The following is an 18,305-nucleotide window of genomic DNA, read 5'->3' as shown; positions in this document are numbered from 1 at the left end:
ATTCGTAGGGGTGGAAAAACACCGGAGGACCCACGTCGTGACGTGGGTCCTCCGGTGCATTTCAGGCGGTCGGGCTGACAGGATTTGAACCTGCGGCCTCCTCGTCCCGAACGAGGCGCGCTACCAAGCTGCGCCACAGCCCGCCATGATCGGGCGAGCCCGCTCACAAGCACGGGAGCATACCGGAGCACCGACACGCCGACCGAATCGGACCGGCCCTCGGATCAGTCCTGAGTCGCTCCTCCGGTCACTCCCGGGGAAGCAGGGTGAGCAGCGTGGCCTCGGGGCGGCAGGCAACGCGGATCCGGGCGTAGGGACTGGTCCCCAACCCTGCGGACACGTGCAGCCAGGCCGAGCCGGGGTCGCCGGGCCGGGAGTCCGCCGGGTGGCGGTGCAGGCCGCGGGAGCGGGCCGGCTCGAGGTCGCAGTTGGTGGCGAGCGCCCGACTGGGCATCAGGCCGGGGATCCCGGGGAGGCGCACCTGCCCGCCGTGAGTGTGTCCGGCGATCATCGCGTCGTAGCCGTCGGCCGCGAACTGGTCCAGGACCCGCAGGTAGGGCGCGTGCGCGACCGCCAGGCGCAGGTCGGCTCCGGCATCGGCCGGACCCGCGACAGCCTCCAGGTCGTCGTACTTCAGGTGGGGGTCGTCGACGCCCGCGAAGGCGAAGCGCGTCTCGCCGACCTCGAGCACGGCCCTGCGGTTGGAGAGGTTGAGCCACCCGGCGCCCGCGAGCCCGGCGGAGAGTGCTCCCCAGGGCAGCTCGGGCACCTCGGTGTAGCGCTTGCCGTTGTCGGGGAGCAGATAGCTGAAGGGGTTGCGGAAGCTCGGCTCGAAGTAGTCGTTGGACCCGTGCACGAAGACGCCCGGGCAGTCGAGCAGGCCGCCGAGGCTGTCGAGCACCACCGGTACGGCGTCGCGGTGGGCCAGGTTGTCGCCGGTGTCGATCACCAGGTCCGGCTCCAGCGCCGCGAGTCCCCGCAGCCACTCCTGCTTGCGGGTCTGACCCGGGGTCATGTGGATGTCACTGAGGTGCAGCACCTTCAGCGGCCGCATCCCGGCGGGCAGCACGGGGAGGTCGACCTCGCGCAGCGTGTATTGACGCGCCTCCCAGGTGGCGTAGGCGGTCGCGGCAGCACCGGCCGCGACGCCGGCGCCCAGGATGCCGAGAAGTCGTGAGGGGACCACGCGGCAACACTGTCACAATCGGACCCATGAACACGCTGAAGGACCGTCTGCGCACTGACCTCACCGCCGCCATCAAGGCCCGCGACGAGGTCCGGTCCTCCACGATCCGGATGATCCTGACCGCCGTCACCAACGCCGAGGTCGCCGGCAAGGAGGCCAAGGAGCTGACCGACGACGAGATGCTCAGCGTGCTCTCCACCGAGGCCAAGAAGCGCCGCGAGGCCGCTGTCGCCTTCGAGGAGGGCAACCGCCCGGAGATGGCCGCCAAGGAGCGTGCCGAGTCCGCCGTGATCGCCGACTACCTGCCCGCGCAGCTCAGCCCTGAGGAGATCGCCGACCTCGTCACCAAGGCGGTCGAGCAGCTCGGCGTCGCGGGGGAGGGCCCGAAGGCCATGGGCAAGGTTATGGGCGTCGTCACGCCCCAGGTCAAGGGGCGCGCCGACGGCGCCGCTGTCGCGGCAGAGGTACGACGCCAGCTCGGCTGAGCACCGCTCGACCGGCCTCAGCCGTTGCCGCGGCCCCCGTTGCCGTTGCCGTTCCCGTTGCCGTTGCCGTTCCCATTGCCGTTCCCATTGCCGTTCCCATTGCCGTTGCCGTCGCCACCGTTGCGGTCCGGCTTGTCGGGCTTCTTGGGCGGCTTGGGTGAACCGTCGGAGACGTAGATCGTGACGGTGTCGCCCGAGCCGAACATGGCGTAGGGAGCGGGACTGGTGCGGATGACCGTGCCGCGCGGTGCGCCGGAGTCGACGAACCCGCCGTTGGAGACCCCGAAGCCCGCGTCCTCCAGGGTCGCGGTCGCGGCGTCGATCGAGAGACCCGTGACGTCGGGGACGGGGACGAGCACGCCGGCGATGTCCTCGCTCGACGGCGGAACGAAGGTCTCGTCGGGCAGGCCGGGGGCGATCGCGCGGAACGCGTCACCCCAGATCGGCGCGGCCGTCGCGGATCCGGACGTGGAGTAGTAGGTGACGCCCCCGATGGTCTTGCCGTCCAGCGACTCCGGGTCTCCCAGCTTGTTGACGCCGGCGACGGCGACCGCGGCGGCCAGGTTGGGCGTGTAGCCCGCGAACCACACCGACTTGTTGGCCGTCGACGTACCGGTCTTGCCCGCGGCCTCCTGGCCGGGGTACTGGGCGCTCGCGAAGCCGCCGGGCTCGATGACGCCGCGCAGCACGTCGTTGACCGCGTCGGCGACCGGGCTGGGGAGCTCTTGGGTGCACTTCGAGTCGTACTTCTTGAGCAGGTTGCCCTGGCTGTCCTCGATCTTGAGCACGGGCAGCGAGTCGCAGTGCTTGCCGCGGGCGGCGAACGTCGCGTAGGCCTCGGCCAGCTCGAGCGGGCTGGTGTCGGCGATGCCGAGCGTGAACGACGGCACCATCTCGTGGCGCGGGTCGGTCAGGTGGACGCCGAGGCGGCGAACCAGCGTGTAGGGCTCGCACAGGCCAGTGCGCTTCTCGAGCTCGAGGAAGAAGGTGTTCACCGATCCCTGGGTGCCCGTGTAGAGGTTGACCGAGTGGTTGGCGTAGTCGAAGTTGGAGAACTCGTGGATTTCGCTGCTCTGGTAGTAGCCGTCGCAGGTCTTGTAGTCGCCCAGGTCGAAGCTCTTGTAGGCCGGTGAGGGGATCGTCGTCGTCAGCGGGATGCCCTGGTTGATCGCCGCGGCGAGGATGAAGGTCTTGAAGGTCGAGCCGGGCTGGAAGCCGTTGGCCTTGCCGTACTCCTTGGGCACCGAGTAGTTGAGGAAGGTCTCGCCGGGCCCGTTGCCGAGCGGGCGCGACTGGGCCAGCGCCTTGACCTCACCGGTGCCGGGCTCGACCATCGCCATCGCGCCGATCACGCCCTCCTGGGGGAAGACGTGGGAGGTCACCGCGGTGTTGGCGGCGTTCTGCATCTGCAGGTCGAGCGACGTCGTGATCGTCAGGCCGCCGTTCTCGATCAGCTGCCAGCGCTCACGCCGGGTGTCGCCGAGGGCGGGGTCCTGCTTGAGCCACTCGATCACGTATTCGCAGAAGAACTGGGCGGTGGAGTTCACACAGCCGCGGGCCTTCTGCTGGATGTCGAGCCCCAGGCCGAGCGACTCGGCCCGGTCGGCGCTGCGCTGGCTGATGACGCTCAGCTCGGCCATCCGCTCGAGCACGACGTTGCGGCGCTCCCGCGAACGATCGGGGTTCTCCGTCGGGTCGAACGCGCCCGGGCTCTGGACGATGCCGGCGAGCATCGCGGACTGCTTGAGGTTGAGATCGCGGGCGTTGACGTTGAAGTAGTGCTGGGCGGCGGCCTGGATGCCGTAGGCGCCGTCGCCGAAGTAGGCGGTGTTGAGGTAGCGCTCCAGGATCCAGTCCTTGGAGTGCTTCTTCTCCAGTGCGATCGCGTAGCGCAGCTCGCGGAGCTTGCGCGCGTAGGAGTCCTCGGTGGCGGCCGCCCGCTCCTTCTTGCCCTTCGCCTGGTCGAGCAGGGTCAGCTTGACCAGCTGCTGGGTGATCGACGAACCGCCCTGCACCACGCCGTTGGCGGCCTGGTTGGTGAAGAGCGCACGCAGCGTGCCCTTCACGTCGAGCGCGCCGTGCTGGTAGAAGCGGTAGTCCTCGATCGACACGATCGCCTTGACCATGATCCGCGAGATCTGACGCAGCGGGACGACGACGCGGTTCTGGTCGTAGATGGTGGCGATCTGGTCGCCGTTGCTGTCGAGGATCTCGGTGCGCTGCGGCAGGAGGTCGGTCTCGAGCTCCTGGGGCAGCTCGTCGATCGACTCCGAGACGTTGCGCGCGGCGAAGCCGAGCACGCCGGCGAAGGGGATCGCGAGGCCCGAGACGACCACGCCGAGCACCGCGGAGACGAGCAGCATCACGCCGAGGTGGGAGATCACCTTGGACGCGGGAAGACCATCGGTCCTGGAGCGGGCCATGGGCGCCAGCGTACGTGAGCCTGCCCACCCATCCGGATTCGGCGATTCCACGTGGTCACCGAGCCTGAAACGCGCGGTTCGCCGCCTGCGACTAGTGAAATGTGACTAGACAGGTTGCGCACAACGAGTGATGTGCCGGACCAGACCAGTCCTTTACCTTTACCAGCACGAGAAGGAACTCGCGACGCTGTGGGGGCGGCGCCCTTCTCATGAAGATGGGGACAACGTCATGTGGGTAGACGATTGGGCATTGCGGGCGGCATGCCGCACCGAGCAGCCGGACCAGCTTTTCGTCCGGGGCGCCGAGCAGAACAAGGCCAAGCAGGTGTGCGCCGGATGTCCGGTCCGCACCGAGTGCCTCGCTGAGGCGCTCGACAACCAGATCGAGTGGGGCGTCTGGGGCGGTATGACCGAGCGCGAGCGCCGTGCGCTGCTGCGCCGTCGCCCCGACGCGTCGTGGCGCAAGGTCCTCGAGACCGCTCGGGATCGCGAGTTCGCCGCGGTCACCGCCAAGGCGACCGCCTGACCCGCGAGTTCGCCGCGGTCTAAGCGCTTGCGGCGTCGGCCAGCAGGCCGCCGATCCGTCGGAGCCCGTCGAGGTCGTGCACGTCACCGGCGAGCGCCGGTACGACGGCCGTCGGCACCTGCGGGTGCGCAGTCGCGAAGCGCTCGCGCAGCCCCTGCTCCCGCTCCACCAGGCGCACCTGGTCGGCGTGCAGCCGCAAGAGGCCGGCCGCGAGCGTCCCGGTGTCGTCACGGCGCAGCCGTCCCGCACCCGCCAGCGCCTCCTCGGCAGCGAGCGAGCTCTCCGGCGCCGGGCTCGCGCGGTTGACGATCAGGCCGGCCAGCGGCATGCCGTCCTCGCTGAGCCGCTCGACGAAGTAGGCCGCTTCGCGCAGGGCATCGGGCTCGGGCGCCGCCACCACGAGGAACGCCGTGCCGTCGGCCTGCAGCAGTGAATAGGTCTGCTGCGCCCGCTGACGGAACCCGCCGAACACGGTGTCGAGGGCGGACACGAACATGCCCAGGTCCTTGAGGAACTGTGCGCCCAGGATCTTGGTGAGGGCGTTGGTGATGATGCTGAAGCCCGCCGACATCAGCTTGGCGGGACCCTTGGCCGGCGCGAGCAGCAGCCGCACGAAGCGACCGTCGAGGAAGCTCGAGAGCCGCTCGGGCGCGTCGAGGAAGTCCAGCGCCGAGCGCGACGGCGGGGTGTCGACGACGATCAGGTCGTAGGTGCCCGTCTTGAGAGCATCACGATGAATCTGGCCGAGCTTCTCCATCGCCATGTATTCCTGCGTGCCCGCGAACGAGCTCGACAGCGCGATGTAGAACGGGTTGGCGAGGATCTGCTGCGCCTTTTCCGGGCTGGCCTGCGACTCGACCACCTCGTCGAAGGTGCGCTTCATGTCGAGCATCATCGCGTCGAGCCGACCAGAGCCGACGACGCCGGTGACCGGCCGCGGCACGTTGTCGAGCGCCTCGATGCCCATCGACTGGGCGAGGCGGCGGGCCGGGTCGATCGTGAGTACGACGACCTTCCGCCCCTGCTCCGCAGCGCGCAGCGCGAGCGCGGCCGACGTGGTCGTCTTGCCGACGCCCCCCGAGCCGCAGCATACGATGATGCCGGTCTTGGGATCGGCGAGGAGCGCGTCGACGTCGAGCGCTCCGGCCCGCCGTGCGCTGGGGGAGGTCGGGCCCACCCGGGTCTGGTGCTCCGTCGTACGCCGTGCCATCTCAGGCCATCCCTTGCTCGCGCAGGAGTCCTGCGAGTTCGTAGAGAGCGCCGAGGTCGACCCCGCCGGCCATCCGGGGGAGCTCGTAGGTCGGCACGCCCAGGCTGCCGACGACCTCGCGCTGGGCGTCCTCGAGCGCGCGCCGCTCGGCGTGCTCGCGGGCCTCGTGCAGCAGGCCGTCGAGCAGGGCGGGGGACACCTCGATGCCGGCGGCCTTGACCTCCGACTCGATGCGGTCGCGGTCGAGCGTGCCCTCGCGGGCGGCCGCTAGGTCCTCGGTCGACAGGTCGCGCGGGCGGACCATGTTGACGATCACGCCGCCGACGCGGAGCTTGGCGCGCTTCAGCTCGGCGATGCCGTCGATGGTCTCCTGCACCGGCATCTCCTCCAGGAGGGTGACCAGGTGCACGGCCGTCTCCGGCGACTGGAAGAGCTTCATCATCGTGTCGGACTGCGCCTTGACCGGGCCGACCTTCGCGAGGCCGCCCACCTCGCCGCCGACGTTGAGGAACTGGGTGATCCGGCCCGTCGGCGGGGCGTCGAGGACGACGGCGTCGTAGTCGATCGCGCCCTTGTTGCGGCTGTTGCGCTGCACGGCCTCGTAGACCTTGCCGCTCAGCAGCACGTCGCGGACGCCCGGGGCGATCGTGGTGGCGAACTCGATGACACCGAACCGGTCGAGCGCGCGGCCGGCGCGACCGAGCCGGTAGTACATGGAGAGGTACTCGAGCAGCGCGGACTCCGCATCGATGTGCAGCGCGTGCACGACACCCCGGCCGCCGTCGGCGTCCGGGAGGCCGGTCGTCAGCCGCCGCTCCTCGTAGGGGAGCGGGTCGACGTCGAACATCCGCGCGATGCCCTGGCGTCCCTCCACCTCGCAGAGGAGCACGTGCTTGCCTTGGTGGGCCAGGGCTAGGGCCAGCGCGGATGCGACCGTCGACTTGCCCGTGCCGCCCTTGCCGGTGACCACGTGCAGCTGTACTCGCGACCAGTCACTCACCCTGGCAGCGTAGCGGCTGCTAAAGGTCAGCCTGACAGCTTGTCCGCGAGCACGATCCAGGTGAAGAAGCCGATGCCGAGGAGCATGCCGATGTGTCCGAGCACCGACAGACCCGGTCCTTCGGCCCAGCTGTCACCGGTGGTCTCCGTGGCGTGCTTGCTCGGGCGCGACACCCAGCGCGCGAGGATCAGCAACCCGATCACGACCTCGATCCACCACAGCAGCAGGGCGACCAGCCCCCAGGTGTCGTCGGGCGAGTTCAGGTAGTAGATCCACGCGGCGAGGGCGCCCACTCCGAAGAGCGTGTGCGCGTTGACGATGGCGAGGGGCACGAGGGCGTGGCCCGACTGAGACTGTTCCGAGGACAGTCGCATCCTGGTGAGGAGTACGACGACCGCGGCCAGTCCGGTCAGCAACCAGACGGCGTTGTCGAGACTCATTCGCGCATCGTGGCACAGGCCCCGCTCGTTGACGTGCGAGCGCAGCGAGCCTCGAAACCGAGGCCATGGGTAGTGTGCGCCGCATGACCAAGTGGGAGTACCAGGTGGCGCCCGTCCTCAACCACGTCGCGGCGCAGATCCTCAACAACTTCGGCCAGGACGGCTGGGAGCTCGTGACGCTCATCTCCGGTAACGGCGGCAACGACATCGCCTACTTCAAGCGTCCGGTCGAGGCCTGAGGTGAACGGCCCCGAGGAGCGGCTCGCCGAGCTCGGCCTCAGCATCCCCGACGTCGTACCTCCGGTGGCGGCCTACGCGCCTGCGGTCCGGTCCGGCTCCTACGTCTACACGGCGGGCCAGCTGCCGATGCGCGACGGCGCCTTGATCGCCACCGGCAAGGTCGGCGACGGGATCACCGAGGAGGTCGCGACGGCCTGCGCCCAGCAGTGCGCCCTCAACGCGATCGCGGCCATCGCCTCCCAGGTCGACGACCTGGCCAAGGTGCGCATCGTGAAGGTGGTCGTCTTCGTCGCGTCCAACCCCAACTTCACCGGCCAGCCCAAGGTCGCCAACGGCGCCTCGGAGCTCTTCGGCAGCGTCTTCGGTGAGCTCGGCATCCACGCCCGTTCCGCGGTCGGGGTCCCGGTGCTGCCGCTCGACGCGCCCGTCGAGGTCGAGGTCGTCGCGGAGATCCTTCGTTGAGGATCCCGCTCCCGCCGGTCCCGCTGCCCGTCGAGCTCATCGACGTCATCAAGGAGTACGAGGACGGCGTGCGTGAGGTGGCGGCTCCCCGCGACGCCGCGACCGTCGTCCTGCTCCGGCCGGGGGCCGACGGCTCGCCCGAGGTCTACCTCCTGCGCCGCCAGGTCACGATGGACTTCGCCGGCGGCATGTGCGTCTTCCCCGGCGGCGGTGTGGATCCCCGCGACTACGACGCCAACGTGGCCTGGGCCGGTCCGTCGCCTGCCGAGTGGGCGGCCCGGCTCGGGGCCGACGAGGACGTCGCGCGGGCGCTGGTGTGCGCGGCGGTGCGCGAGACCTTCGAGGAGTCCGGCGTGCTGCTGGCCGGCGAGTCCGTCGACACGGTCGTCGCCGACACGACGGGTGCGGACTGGGAGGCCGACCGCGAGGCGCTGGTCTCGCGGGAGCTGTCGATGACCGACTTCCTCAACCGGCGCGGCCTCGTCCTCCGCACTGATCTGCTCGGCACCTGGAGCGGTTGGCTGACGCCGTCCTTCGAGCCGAAGCGCTACCGCACCTGGTTCTTCGTCGCGGTGCTGCCCGAGGGGCAGCGCACGCGCGACGTGTCGACCGAGTCGTCCGAGGTGGTGTGGTTGCCAGCGGCGCAGGCCGCCGACGACGCCGACGGCGGCACCCTCGCGATGCTCCCGCCCACCTATCTCACCTGCCTCGAGGTCGGCACTCTCGGCACCATCGACGCGGTGTTCGGCGAGGCGTCGAAGCGGACGGTGCAGATGTTCATGCCGGTGGCCGAGGCCCACGGTGACGGCTACATGCTCTCGATGCCCGACGAGCTGCGGGGGCTCGTCGCCGCACGGAGGGCCTGACCCGTGAGTGCCCCCTGGGCTGGAGGTGACTACGGCGACCGCGGTCGCTGCGTGCTCGCCCCCAACCCGGGGATCATGACGCTCGACGGCACCAACACCTGGGTGCTGCGCGAGCCCGGCGCCGAGCGGTCGATCGTGGTCGACCCGGGTCCGCTCGACGACGCCCACCTCGACGCCGTCGCCGAGATCGCCGGCCAGGTCGACTTCGTCCTCGTGACGCACCACCACATCGACCACACCGAGGCCGCGCGCAGCTTCGCCGAGCGGATGGGCTGCGGGGTGCGCGGCCTCGATGCGGCCCAGTGCTGGCGCTCCGACCCGGTGACCGACGGCGAGGTCGTCGACGTCGGTGGTCTGCGGGCCGAGGTGATCACCACCCCGGGTCACACCGCCGACTCGATCTCGTTGGTCGTCGACGCCGACCGCGCCCTGCTCACCGGCGACATGGTGCTCGGCCGCGGGACGACGGTCATCGTCCATCCCGACGGTGACCTCGGCGGCTACTTCGAGTCGATCGCGAAGATGCGCGCGCTGGTCGCCGAGGGCCGGGTGGAGTCGCTGTGGCCCGCCCACGGACCGGTCCTCCCCGACGCCGCCGGAGTGCTCGACCACTACGTCGCCCACCGGCGCGAACGGCTCGGGCAGGTCGAGGCCGCCCTGACCCGTCTGGGGCTGGCGCCCGCCGACCTGCCGCCCGACGTCGCCGAGCACCCGACCCTCCCGCGCGAGGTGGTCGAGGTCGTCTACTCCGACGTCGACGAGTCGCTCTGGGGCGCAGCCGAGTGGTCGGTGCGCGCCCAGCTCGCCTACCTGGCGAAGCGCTAGCTCGCCGTCGCGAGGGCGAGCACCTCGGGCACCTTCTCGATCGCGCGGTAGCCCTCGGGCACGCCCTCCACCATGGCCGCGATCGACTGCGAGTGTTCGGTGCGCAGCGGCAGGATCGCCTGGTAGGCGGGGGAGTCGTACCACTCCTCGACGGCCGCGGTGGACGGGAATTCGATGACGACGACGGCGCCGTCCCACGTGCCTTCGGCGGGCGTGAGCGCGCCGCCGTGGACGAGGAAGTGGCCGCCGTACGGCGCCAGCGTCTCGTCGATCCGCTCGAGGTACTCCGCGATCTCCGGGCCGAAGTCGATCTCGCGCAGGTAGGCGATGGCGTAGGCCTTGGTCCTGGGGGTCTGGGGACTGTTCATGGTGCTGCTCCTTCCGGGCGGTTGAGGGACCGATCAGAACCCGACCGACCGCGTGGCGTCGATGACCTCGGAGGTCATGGGCACCACGACCTCGCGCCGCTAGCGTCGGGGCCATGAGCGACCATCACGGTCAGCCGGCGGGCGACCTGCTGCGGGACTGGCGGCAACGACGGAACCTGTCCCAGCTCGACCTCGCCAGCCGCGCCGACGTGTCGACACGGCACCTCAGCTATGTCGAGACCGGTCGGTCCCAGCCCACCAGCGGCATGATCCTGCGGTTGTGCCGCCACCTCGACGTGCCGCTGCGCGAGCAGAACCGGGTGCTGCTGGCCGGCGGCTTCGCCCCGGCCCACCCCGAGCACCGACTGTCCGACCCGCCGATGGCCGAGGCCAACGCGGCGCTCGAGGCCATTCTCCGGGCCCACCTGCCCTACCCGGCCCTGGTGATCGACCGGCACTGGGAGCTGGTCGCCGCCAACGACGCGGCCTACGGCCTCCTCGACGGGGTCGACCCTGCCCTGCTGGAGCCACCGGTCAACGTCATCCGGCTGTCCGTCCACCCCGGCGGCCTCGCTCCGAGGGTCGTCAACCTCGACGAGTGGCGCGCCGCGCTGACCGCCCGGCTGCGCCGTGAGTACGACGCCACCGCCGATCCTGCTCTCCGCGACCTCGCCGACGAGGTCGGTGGCGACATCGACCTGCCCGCGGCACCGGCCGCGCTCGTCGTACCTCTGCAGCTGCGGGTGGGAGACACCGTGCTGTCGTTCATCTCGACCTCCACCGTCTTCGGGACGCCGCGCGAGGTCACGCTCTCCGAGCTGGCCATCGAGGCGTTCTACCCGGCCGACCAGGCGACCCGGCGGGCGCTGCACGCGGCTACCGATTCATCCGACTGACGGTTGTCGGTCCTGTCGGGGGAGGAGCACACTGAGGCGAGCTTCTCGGGACGGCCGAGAGGGGACCGCTGTGTCGACATCCCAAGACCTGGGGATCATCCAGGCGGACGTCTGCGTCGTCGGCGCGGGCATCGCCGGTGTCAACGCGCTCTACGTCGCTAGCCGCTACCTGCGCCCTGACCAGCACGTCGTGCTGATCGACCGCAACGAGCGGGTCGGCGGCATGTGGGTGGACACCTACGACTACGTGCGACTCCACCAGCCGCACCCGTTCTTCACCGCCGGCGACGTCACGTGGACGATCGATGAGCCTCCCGAGCACCTCGCGACCAAGGGCGAGGTGCTCGACCACCTGCGGCACTGCGTCGACGAGGCGCGCAAGGCCGTGCGGGTGACCGAGCTCCTCGGCCACGAGTTCGAGGGAGCCGTCGACAACGGCGACTCGGTGACCGTGACGTGCCGTGCCGGCGACGGCCCGGCGGTGGTCGTCCGGGCAGGCAAGTTCATCAACGCCGTCGGGCTGAGCATCGAGGTCAACGAGCCGCTGACCCTGTCCAGCAGCCGCGTGCGATCGGTCGCGCCGGAAAGCTGCGACCTCCGCGGCGGTGCGATCGCGGACGACAACGCGCCGGTGTGGGTCGTCGGCAGCGGCAAGACCGGCATGGACGCCCTCCACACGTTGATCACCCACTACCCCGGCCGCGAGATCAACCTGGTGGCGGGAAGCGGCACGTTCTTCGTGTCGCGCGATGCCTTCTACCCCACGGGCGTACGGCGCTGGTACCGCGGCCGCCGCCCGAACTGGCTGATCACCGAGCTGGCGAACCGGTTCGACGGCACCAACGAGGCCGAGGTCTACGCCTGGTGCCGGGAGAACTACGGGACCTTCGCGACGCCGACCGCCCAGCACTTCTTCGTCGGGCTCATCTCCGAGGCGGAGATCGCGACCATCCGCGGCGGGCTCCGCCGGAGCGTGATGGACCACCTCCTCGACGCGGTCGACGACGGTGACCAGGTGCGCCTGGAGCTGAAGAGCGGCGACCACGTCGCTATCGAGCCCGGCAGCTGGATCGTCAACTGCACGAGCCACTTCGACTTCGACGACCGGCCGACCGAGCCGCCGTACGTCGAAGCCGACGGCCGGATCATCAACATCGGGGCGACCGGGTTGTTCGGGTTCAGCTCGTTCGGCGGGTACTTCCTGACCCACCTGCTCTTCCTCGACAAGATCACGACGGTCCCGCTCCTGCAGGTCGACGGGATGGCCCTCTTCCGTGCCTCGCAGTCAGCGGGCCTCGCCGGGTTGCTCACCCTCGCCCAGTACAACCTCGGCCAAGCCTTCGACCACCTGCCGTCGAAGGTCTTCGCGGAGTGCGGTCTCGACTTCGACCGGTGGTACCCGGCGCCGCGCCGGCTCGTCGGTCAGCTCGTGTTCGTCGCCCAGCACAAGCGGCGGCGTGAGCAGTACGTGACGGCGATCGAGGCGCTCTGTGATCGGTTCGGGATCGAGCGGGGTGCGGTCGTCGCGCCGTCCTCCACAGGTCGCCACCGCGCGCTTGCCTGATCCCTCGCGGTTGCGAAGGATCGCGGTGTCGGGTGACGATCTCGGGAGACGCTCGACCGGAGGGGACCAATGACCGTGGCGATCACCCGCAGCGATGACCTGCAGCGTCTTCCCATGTCCTGGGAGCAGTACCTCACCTATGACGATGCCGTCCCGAGTGAGTACTACGGGGGCGCACTCGTCGTGGCAGCACAACCGTCGCAGCTCCATCAACACATCCAGTTCAGGTTGACGACGCTCCTTCATGCGCATGCCCCGGCAGGCGCGGCGGTCACCCAAGGCTGGGCCTGGTCGCCCGATGGGGCGCGCGAGGAGCTTGGGCCAGACCTCATGGTCCACGAGCCCACGACGGAGCAGCGCGCCCTTCGCAGCATCCCGTTCCTCGTTGTAGAGATCGTGTCGACCAACCGCTCCGCCGACCTGGTTGCCAAGCTCCAGCGCTACGCAGCGTGGGGCGCTCCGTCGTACTGGATCGTCGATCCACGCGATCACGCCGTGACCACGCTGGTGCTGCGAGACGGCCTCTACGAGGAGTCCGGCTTCCACACCTCGGGCGCGGTCGTCCTCACCTACGGCGACATCGAGGTGCCCGTCGACCTGGACGCGCTGTTCGGCTGACCGGTCGCTGCGTCGGTATCCACAGGCCTGTGCCGCGCGCTTGCCTGTCCCGTGCCGGTTGCGGAGGATGAGCCGGTCGGCAACCATCTCGGGTGAGGCCGACACGAGCCGAGGGGACGGCCCAGGGGTGACTGCGATGCGGACAACGCCGGACGACCTGCTGCGCATCCCCATGTCTTGGGACGACTACCTGGCTCTCGACGATCCGCGCCCGAGTGAGTACTACGGGGGCGCTCAGGTGATCCAGGGAAGTCCGACGTTTCGGCACCAGAAGGTCATCCAGCGTCTCGAGCGGCACCTGGGCGACGGGCTCGCCGACGGCACGGACGTGATCGGCGGCTGGGCCTGGTCGCCGGACGGCTCTCGCGAGGCGCTCAAACCCGACCTGATGGTCATCACCCAGGACGGCGAGGACGACCACCTGACGGTTCCGCCGCTGTTGGTGGTCGAGGTCGTGTCGAGCAACCGCAAGGACGACTACGTCGCCAAGACGCAGCGCTATGCCCAGTGGGGTGCGCCGACGTACTGGATCGTCGACCCCCGTGACCGCGTGATCGTGACCTTTCGCAACGATGGCGGGACCTTCGTCGAGTCGGCTCGTCACACGGACGGAGCGGTCGTGCTCGCCTACGGCGATGTCGAGGTGCCGGTCGACCTCGACGCGCTGTTCGCCTAATCAGCAGCGATAGCAGCGTCCCAGCGGCCGTCGGCCTGGGCCGCCTCGATGACCGCGCGCCCGGCATCGGTCATCAGCCCCTCGTCCTCGAGGAGCGCGACCCGACGGACGTTGGACATCGACCACTTGCTCTTCGGTCCGCGCGGGGTGAAGCGGATGAAGGTCGTCTCCGCGTCGCGGCCACGGCCCTGGCCGTCGATCCAGCCGAAGCAGAGCGCCTCGAGCACGGCGTCCTCGTAGGACAGCGCCGTGACGGTGCCGCCCTTCTTGGTGAGGATCACCCAGGCCGCCGGCTCGGTGGCGTGGTGCTGCGCCAGCCAACCGCGCCATCCGGCCCGGTCGGCGACGAGGACCTCGACGCCGCTCAGCACGGGTGGGTTAGAGGTCAGCGCGCACGGCGGGACATGCGGTCCATGTCCATGATGACGACCGAGCGGGGCTCGAGTCGCAGCCAGCCGCGCGACGCGAAGTCGGCGAGTGCCTTGTTGACCGTCTCGCGGGAGGCGCCGACCAGCTGGGCGAGCTCCTCCTGGGTGAGGTCGTGGTGGACGTGGACGCCGTCGTCGGCGGTGCGGCCGAAGCGCTCGGCGAGGTCGAGCAGCGCCTTGGCGACGCGGCCGGGGACGTCGGAGAAGACCAGGTCGGCGACGACGTCGTTGGCCTTGCGGAGCCGGGCCGCGAGCTGGGAGAGGAGGCCGCGGGCGACGGCGGGACGGCCGTCGAGCCAGCGCAGCAGGTCCTCGTGGGACAGCGAGGCGAACTCGGCGTCGGTCACCGCGGTCACGGTCGCCGACCGCGGGCCCGGGTCGAAGAGCGACAGCTCACCGAACATCGAGCCGGGACCGAGGATCGCGAGGAGGTTCTCGCGGCCGTCGGAGGAGGTGCGCCCGAGCTTCACCTTGCCGTCGAGGACGATGTAGAGCTTGTCGCCGCTGTCGCCCTCGTGGAAGAGGACCTCGCCGCGTCGCAGGCGGGAGTCGGACATGGACGACCGGAGGGCCGACGCAGCCTCGTCGTCGAGCGCGCTGAAGAGCGGGGCCTGACGGAGAACGTCGTTGTCCACGGTTCCTCCAAGGATTCGGTACGGCGAACCGGTCCCCCCAGGTGAGGTCGGCCCGAACGCGCGCGTGTGGTTGCCGCCACGTCAGCCCGCATCCTAGCCAGTGGTCCACCTCACACCTAGCCGGTCTGACCGCCGGACTTGTCCGCGCCTACCCGTAGGCTGACCGAGTGCGGGCGATCACGACGGAGGCCGAGACCCCGACAGGACTCGTCCGCCGGGCGCGCAGGATCGACCGGGTCCTCGGCGAGACCTATCCCGACGCCAAGTGCGAGCTCGACTTCGCCAACCCGTTCGAGCTGCTCGTCGTCACGGTGCTGAGCGCCCAGACGACGGACAAGCGGGTCAACCTCGTGCGCCCGACGCTCTTCGCCGCCTATCCCGACCCCGCCTCGATGGCCGCCGCCGATCGCGCGCACCTCGAGCAAATCGTCGGCCCCCTCGGCTTCTTCCGGGCCAAGACCGAGTCGCTGCTCAAGCTGAGTGCCGCGATCGTGGAGCGCTTCGACGGCGAGGTGCCGCCGCGGCTCGACGACCTGGTCACGCTGCCCGGCGTCGGGCGCAAGACCGCCAACGTCGTCCTCGGCAACGCGTTCGACATCCCCGGCATCACCGTCGACACGCACTTCGGCCGGCTCGTGCGTCGCTTCGGCTGGACCGAGGAGACCGACCCGGTCAAGGCTGAGCACGCCATCGGCGCGCTCTTCCCCAAGCGCGACTGGACGATGCTGAGCCACCACGTGATCTGGCACGGCCGTCGGGTCTGCCACGCCAAGAAGCCCGCGTGCGGCGCCTGCCCCGTGGCGCGCTGGTGCCCCTCCTACGGCACCGGGCCGACCGACGTCGTCGAGGCCGAGAAGCTCGTGCGTACCGAGGGCCCCAACTGATGCGTGCCCTCTTCCTCGCACTGGTGGCGATCTCTGTCCTCCTGACGGGGTGCGACCAGGGTGAGTCCGCCGGCGGTTGCTCGGTCGACGCGGACACCGCTGACCTGCGGGCGCAGAAGGCCGAGGTCGGCATGGCCGACTGCCCGGTCGGCGACGGCGACGCCGACCTTCCCGACGTCGCGCTGACCTGCCTCGGTGGCGGCACGGCGGGCTCGCTCAGCGACATCGAGGGGCCGGCGATCGTGAATTTCTGGGGATCCAACTGCACGCCGTGCGTGAAGGAGATGCCGGCGCTGCAGGCCTTCTCCGAGCAGTACGGCGACCAGGTGCCCGTGATCGGGGTCGACTTCCTCGACACCTACCCGGGTGCCGCGCTCGACTTGGCGAAGCGCACGGGCGCGACCTACCCCTCCTACGCGGACCCGTGCGGTGACCTGCAGGACGACGGGCTCAACGTCGTCGGCTTGCCCACCTTCGCCTTCGTGAAGGCCGACGGCTCGGTCGAGCTCGCCAGCCCGGGAGGGCTGGAGTCAGTCGATGAGATCGTCGACCTGACCGAGGACAAGCTCGGCATCGAGCTGGAGCGGAGCGCCTCGTGACCGACCAGCTGAGCCCCGAGCTCCCTGCAGACCTGCCGGAGTGGCTGTTGCCGATCGCTGAGGCCGCGCGCCAGATCAAGGGCAGCGACCTGACGGCGTTCCTCCCGCCGGAGGGGTCCAACCCGCGGCGTGGTGCGGTGCTGATGCTCTTCGGTGAGCACGACGGCCGCGGTGACCTGATGCTGACCGAACGTGCGCACGACATGCGCTCCCACCCGGGGCAGGTCTCCTTCCCCGGCGGCACGATCGACCCGGGTGAGACGCCGATCGCTGCGGCGCTGCGCGAGGCCTACGAGGAGATCGGTGTCGACCCGGCCGGCGTCGTCGTCTTCGGCACCCTGCCCGAGCTGTGGCTGCCGCCGTCCAACTTCGCGGTCACGCCGGTGCTGGCCTGGTGGCGCGACCCGCACCCCGTGGAGGTCGCCTCGCCCGACGAGGTCCACGAGATTCACCGTGTCGTCCTCGAGGAGCTCTTCGCGCCCGACCGACGGATCGCCGTACGTCACCCGAGCGGGTGGACCGGCCCCGGCTTCCTCATCGGCGAGGACCACGACGTCATCCTGTGGGGCTTCACCGGCGGCATCATCACCCGGTTCTTCGACTTCCTCGGCTGGCTGCCGCCGGTCGCCGAGCCGCCCGTCCACGAGCTGCCGAGCTACATGCTCGCCGAATACCAGCGGCGCGTCGACGACGCCAGCGACGGTGACGAGCCCGACAGCCTTGACATCCTGGACCCCGACGAGCGAGGAGGTGGCAGCTGATGGGTCTCAACCTGCTCGACTGGCTGCTGCTGGTCCTCGTCCTCGTCTACGCCCTCTCGGGCTACTGGCAGGGATTCGTGACGGGCGCGTTCGCGACCGTGGGACTGCTGCTCGGCGGGTTCGTCGGCATCTGGGCCGCCCCGCTGATCCTCGGCGGCGCCAACCCCTCGCTCGGCGTCTCGCTCGGCGCGCTCTTCATCGTGATCCTGGCGGCATCGCTGGGCCAGGCCGTGTTCCAATACGCCGGCTCGCGGGTCCGTGAGCAGATCACCTGGCAGCCCGTACGGGCCGTCGATGCCGTCGGCGGCGCGGCGCTCTCAGCGGCAGCCGTACTGCTCGTCGCGTGGGCCCTCGGCTACGCCATCTCCGGCACCCGGATCGGCGGTGTCACCGAGGAGGTGCGCGGCTCCTGGGTGCTCAACAAGGTCAACGCCGCGCTGCCGGCGTCGGCCCCCAACGTGCTCCAGGCCTTCAACCAGGTCGTCGGCACCGGCTTCTTCCCGCGCTACCTCGAGCCGTTCTCGCCGGAGAACATCCGTGAGGTCGCACCCGGTCCGAGCCGCCTGCAGCGTGACCCGCAGGTGCTCGCCACCCAGGACAGCATCCTGAAGATCCGCGGCGCCAACGACTGCGGCCGCGGCGTCGAGGGCAGTGGGTTCGTCTACGCGTTCAACCGGGTGATGACCAACGCCCACGTCGTGGCCGGCGTCGACGATCCCGAGGTCGAGATCGACGGCCACACCGAGCTGGCCCGCGTGGTCCTCTACGACCCCGAGCTCGATGTCGCGGTGCTGGCCGTTGACACGGGGGATGCGCCGATCCTCCAGTTCGACGACTCCGTCGGGTCCGACGACCCGGTCGCCATCGTCGGTTACCCGCAAGACGGGCCATTCGACGTCCAGCCCGGTCGGGTCCGGTCCAACCCGACGCTCCGATCGCCCGACATCTACGGCAAGGGCACCGTGCTCCGCGAGGTCTTCGCGCTGCGCGGGCTCGTGCGGCCGGGCAACTCCGGAGGACCGATCATCACGCCCGACGGCGATGTCGCCGGAGTCGTCTTCGCGGCCTCCGTCGAGGACTCCGACACCGGCTACGCCCTGACCGCCGACCAGGTCGAGGACGCCGCCGACAAGGGTCGCGAGCGCGACACCGAGGTCGGCACCGAAGACTGCGCGGCGTAAGTCGCGTTTCTGGCCAGCTCCCCACAGATCCA

The 18,305-nt window shown here is 70.1% G+C and carries 22 protein-coding genes and 1 tRNA gene; 14 read left to right on the top strand and 9 right to left on the bottom strand.

What is annotated here, in order from left to right:
• Window positions 1–69: 69 nt before the first annotated feature.
• Window positions 70–143 (bottom strand) — tRNA-Pro (locus F0U44_RS14425).
• Between the two features lie 104 nt (window positions 144–247).
• On the bottom strand, window positions 248–1,186 hold the full coding sequence (locus F0U44_RS14420) for a metallophosphoesterase (RefSeq protein WP_149728953.1): 939 nt from the start codon (window positions 1,184–1,186) through the stop codon (window positions 248–250).
• Window positions 1,187–1,212: 26 nt separating this feature from the next.
• Here F0U44_RS14420 and F0U44_RS14415 point away from each other — a divergent pair, with 26 nt between their 5' ends.
• Window positions 1,213–1,671 carry a GatB/YqeY domain-containing protein gene (locus tag F0U44_RS14415; protein ID WP_149728952.1) on the top strand — a complete coding sequence of 153 codons (459 nt, stop codon included), beginning with the start codon at window positions 1,213–1,215 and terminating at the stop codon, window positions 1,669–1,671.
• A gap of 17 nt (window positions 1,672–1,688) precedes the next feature.
• On the opposite strand, the gene F0U44_RS14410 is transcribed toward F0U44_RS14415, so the two are convergent.
• Window positions 1,689–4,094 carry a penicillin-binding protein gene (locus tag F0U44_RS14410; protein ID WP_149728951.1) on the bottom strand — a complete coding sequence of 802 codons (2,406 nt, stop codon included), beginning with the start codon at window positions 4,092–4,094 and terminating at the stop codon, window positions 1,689–1,691.
• A gap of 229 nt (window positions 4,095–4,323) precedes the next feature.
• Here F0U44_RS14410 and F0U44_RS14405 point away from each other — a divergent pair, with 229 nt between their 5' ends.
• Window positions 4,324–4,620 carry a WhiB family transcriptional regulator gene (locus tag F0U44_RS14405; RefSeq protein ID WP_188113484.1) on the top strand — a complete coding sequence of 99 codons (297 nt, stop codon included), beginning with the start codon at window positions 4,324–4,326 and terminating at the stop codon, window positions 4,618–4,620.
• Window positions 4,621–4,639: 19 nt separating this feature from the next.
• Here F0U44_RS14405 and bagB read toward each other — a convergent pair whose 3' ends face one another.
• The 3 genes from bagB to F0U44_RS14390 are packed head-to-tail and all read right to left on the bottom strand — an operon-like array spanning window position 4,640 to window position 7,270.
• A complete protein-coding gene (bagB, locus tag F0U44_RS14400) occupies window positions 4,640–5,830 on the bottom strand; it encodes an ArsA family ATPase (RefSeq protein ID WP_149728949.1) in 1,191 nt (396 codons plus the stop codon).
• Between the two features lies 1 nt (window position 5,831).
• A complete protein-coding gene (gene bagA / locus F0U44_RS14395) occupies window positions 5,832–6,830 on the bottom strand; it encodes an ATPase BagA (protein WP_149728948.1) in 999 nt (332 codons plus the stop codon).
• Between the two features lie 26 nt (window positions 6,831–6,856).
• On the bottom strand, window positions 6,857–7,270 hold the full coding sequence (locus F0U44_RS14390; RefSeq protein WP_149728947.1) for a hypothetical protein: 414 nt from the start codon (window positions 7,268–7,270) through the stop codon (window positions 6,857–6,859).
• An 83-nt stretch (window positions 7,271–7,353) separates the two neighbouring features.
• On the opposite strand from F0U44_RS14390, the gene sp36 reads away from it, so the two are divergent.
• From sp36 to F0U44_RS14375, 4 genes are read left to right on the top strand one after another with little or no spacing between them, the layout of a single operon-like run.
• Complete coding sequence (gene sp36 / locus F0U44_RS23040) at window positions 7,354–7,509, top strand: Sp36 family protein (protein ID WP_188113483.1); 156 nt, start codon at window positions 7,354–7,356, stop codon at window positions 7,507–7,509.
• Window position 7,510: 1 nt separating this feature from the next.
• Window positions 7,511–7,972 carry a RidA family protein gene (locus F0U44_RS14385; protein WP_149728946.1) on the top strand — a complete coding sequence of 154 codons (462 nt, stop codon included), beginning with the start codon at window positions 7,511–7,513 and terminating at the stop codon, window positions 7,970–7,972.
• Window positions 7,969–8,838 carry an NUDIX hydrolase gene (locus tag F0U44_RS14380; RefSeq protein ID WP_149728945.1) on the top strand — a complete coding sequence of 290 codons (870 nt, stop codon included), beginning with the start codon at window positions 7,969–7,971 and terminating at the stop codon, window positions 8,836–8,838. Before F0U44_RS14385 ends, F0U44_RS14380 begins: the two co-directional genes overlap by 4 nt.
• 3 nt (window positions 8,839–8,841) lie before the next feature.
• The gene (locus F0U44_RS14375; RefSeq protein ID WP_246160467.1) at window positions 8,842–9,663 is read left to right on the top strand and encodes an MBL fold metallo-hydrolase; all 822 of its coding nucleotides are present in this window, start codon (window positions 8,842–8,844) and stop codon (window positions 9,661–9,663) included.
• On the opposite strand, the gene F0U44_RS14370 is transcribed toward F0U44_RS14375, so the two are convergent.
• Window positions 9,660–10,031, bottom strand: a complete 372-nt coding sequence (locus F0U44_RS14370) for a DUF1330 domain-containing protein (RefSeq protein WP_149728944.1) — start codon at window positions 10,029–10,031, stop codon at window positions 9,660–9,662. The two genes, F0U44_RS14375 and F0U44_RS14370, sit on opposite strands and share 4 nt — an antisense overlap.
• Window positions 10,032–10,144: 113 nt before the next feature.
• Here F0U44_RS14370 and F0U44_RS14365 point away from each other — a divergent pair, with 113 nt between their 5' ends.
• The 4 genes from F0U44_RS14365 (at window position 10,145) to F0U44_RS14350 (ending at window position 13,785) form a co-directional block, all read left to right on the top strand.
• Window positions 10,145–10,927, top strand: a complete 783-nt coding sequence (locus tag F0U44_RS14365) for a helix-turn-helix domain-containing protein (protein WP_149728943.1) — start codon at window positions 10,145–10,147, stop codon at window positions 10,925–10,927.
• Between the two features lie 70 nt (window positions 10,928–10,997).
• Window positions 10,998–12,491, top strand: a complete 1,494-nt coding sequence (locus tag F0U44_RS14360; protein ID WP_149728942.1) for an NAD(P)-binding protein — start codon at window positions 10,998–11,000, stop codon at window positions 12,489–12,491.
• A 114-nt stretch (window positions 12,492–12,605) separates the two neighbouring features.
• Window positions 12,606–13,109: a Uma2 family endonuclease gene (locus F0U44_RS14355; protein ID WP_188113482.1), complete on the top strand. Its 504-nt coding sequence runs from the start codon at window positions 12,606–12,608 to the stop codon at window positions 13,107–13,109.
• A gap of 136 nt (window positions 13,110–13,245) precedes the next feature.
• Window positions 13,246–13,785, top strand: coding sequence for a Uma2 family endonuclease (locus tag F0U44_RS14350; protein ID WP_188113481.1), 540 nt, complete (start codon window positions 13,246–13,248; stop codon window positions 13,783–13,785).
• On the opposite strand, the gene F0U44_RS14345 is transcribed toward F0U44_RS14350, so the two are convergent.
• Window positions 13,782–14,156: a YdeI/OmpD-associated family protein gene (locus F0U44_RS14345; protein ID WP_149728939.1), complete on the bottom strand. Its 375-nt coding sequence runs from the start codon at window positions 14,154–14,156 to the stop codon at window positions 13,782–13,784. The two genes, F0U44_RS14350 and F0U44_RS14345, sit on opposite strands and share 4 nt — an antisense overlap.
• A gap of 14 nt (window positions 14,157–14,170) precedes the next feature.
• Window positions 14,171–14,848, bottom strand: a complete 678-nt coding sequence (locus F0U44_RS14340) for a Crp/Fnr family transcriptional regulator (RefSeq protein WP_149728938.1) — start codon at window positions 14,846–14,848, stop codon at window positions 14,171–14,173.
• Window positions 14,849–15,015: 167 nt separating this feature from the next.
• Here F0U44_RS14340 and nth point away from each other — a divergent pair, with 167 nt between their 5' ends.
• From nth to F0U44_RS14320, 4 genes are read left to right on the top strand one after another with little or no spacing between them, the layout of a single operon-like run.
• Window positions 15,016–15,732, top strand: a complete 717-nt coding sequence (nth, locus tag F0U44_RS14335) for an endonuclease III (protein WP_149728937.1) — start codon at window positions 15,016–15,018, stop codon at window positions 15,730–15,732.
• Entirely contained in the window at window positions 15,732–16,331 is a 600-nt protein-coding gene (locus F0U44_RS14330) for a TlpA disulfide reductase family protein (RefSeq protein ID WP_149728936.1), read from the top strand. Before nth ends, F0U44_RS14330 begins: the two co-directional genes overlap by 1 nt.
• Window positions 16,328–17,092 carry an NUDIX hydrolase gene (locus tag F0U44_RS14325; RefSeq protein ID WP_246160466.1) on the top strand — a complete coding sequence of 255 codons (765 nt, stop codon included), beginning with the start codon at window positions 16,328–16,330 and terminating at the stop codon, window positions 17,090–17,092. The genes F0U44_RS14330 and F0U44_RS14325 overlap by 4 nt, the downstream gene beginning before the upstream one ends.
• Window positions 17,092–18,273, top strand: a complete 1,182-nt coding sequence (locus F0U44_RS14320) for a MarP family serine protease (RefSeq protein ID WP_149728935.1) — start codon at window positions 17,092–17,094, stop codon at window positions 18,271–18,273. The genes F0U44_RS14325 and F0U44_RS14320 overlap by 1 nt, the downstream gene beginning before the upstream one ends.
• The last annotated feature ends 32 nt before the right edge of the window (window positions 18,274–18,305 follow it).

Origin of the sequence: Nocardioides humilatus (assembly GCF_008373755.1) — a bacterium.
In the GTDB taxonomy this organism is placed as follows: Bacteria; Actinomycetota; Actinomycetes; order Propionibacteriales; family Nocardioidaceae; genus Nocardioides; species Nocardioides humilatus.
This window is presented reverse-complemented; position numbering and strand designations above follow the sequence as displayed.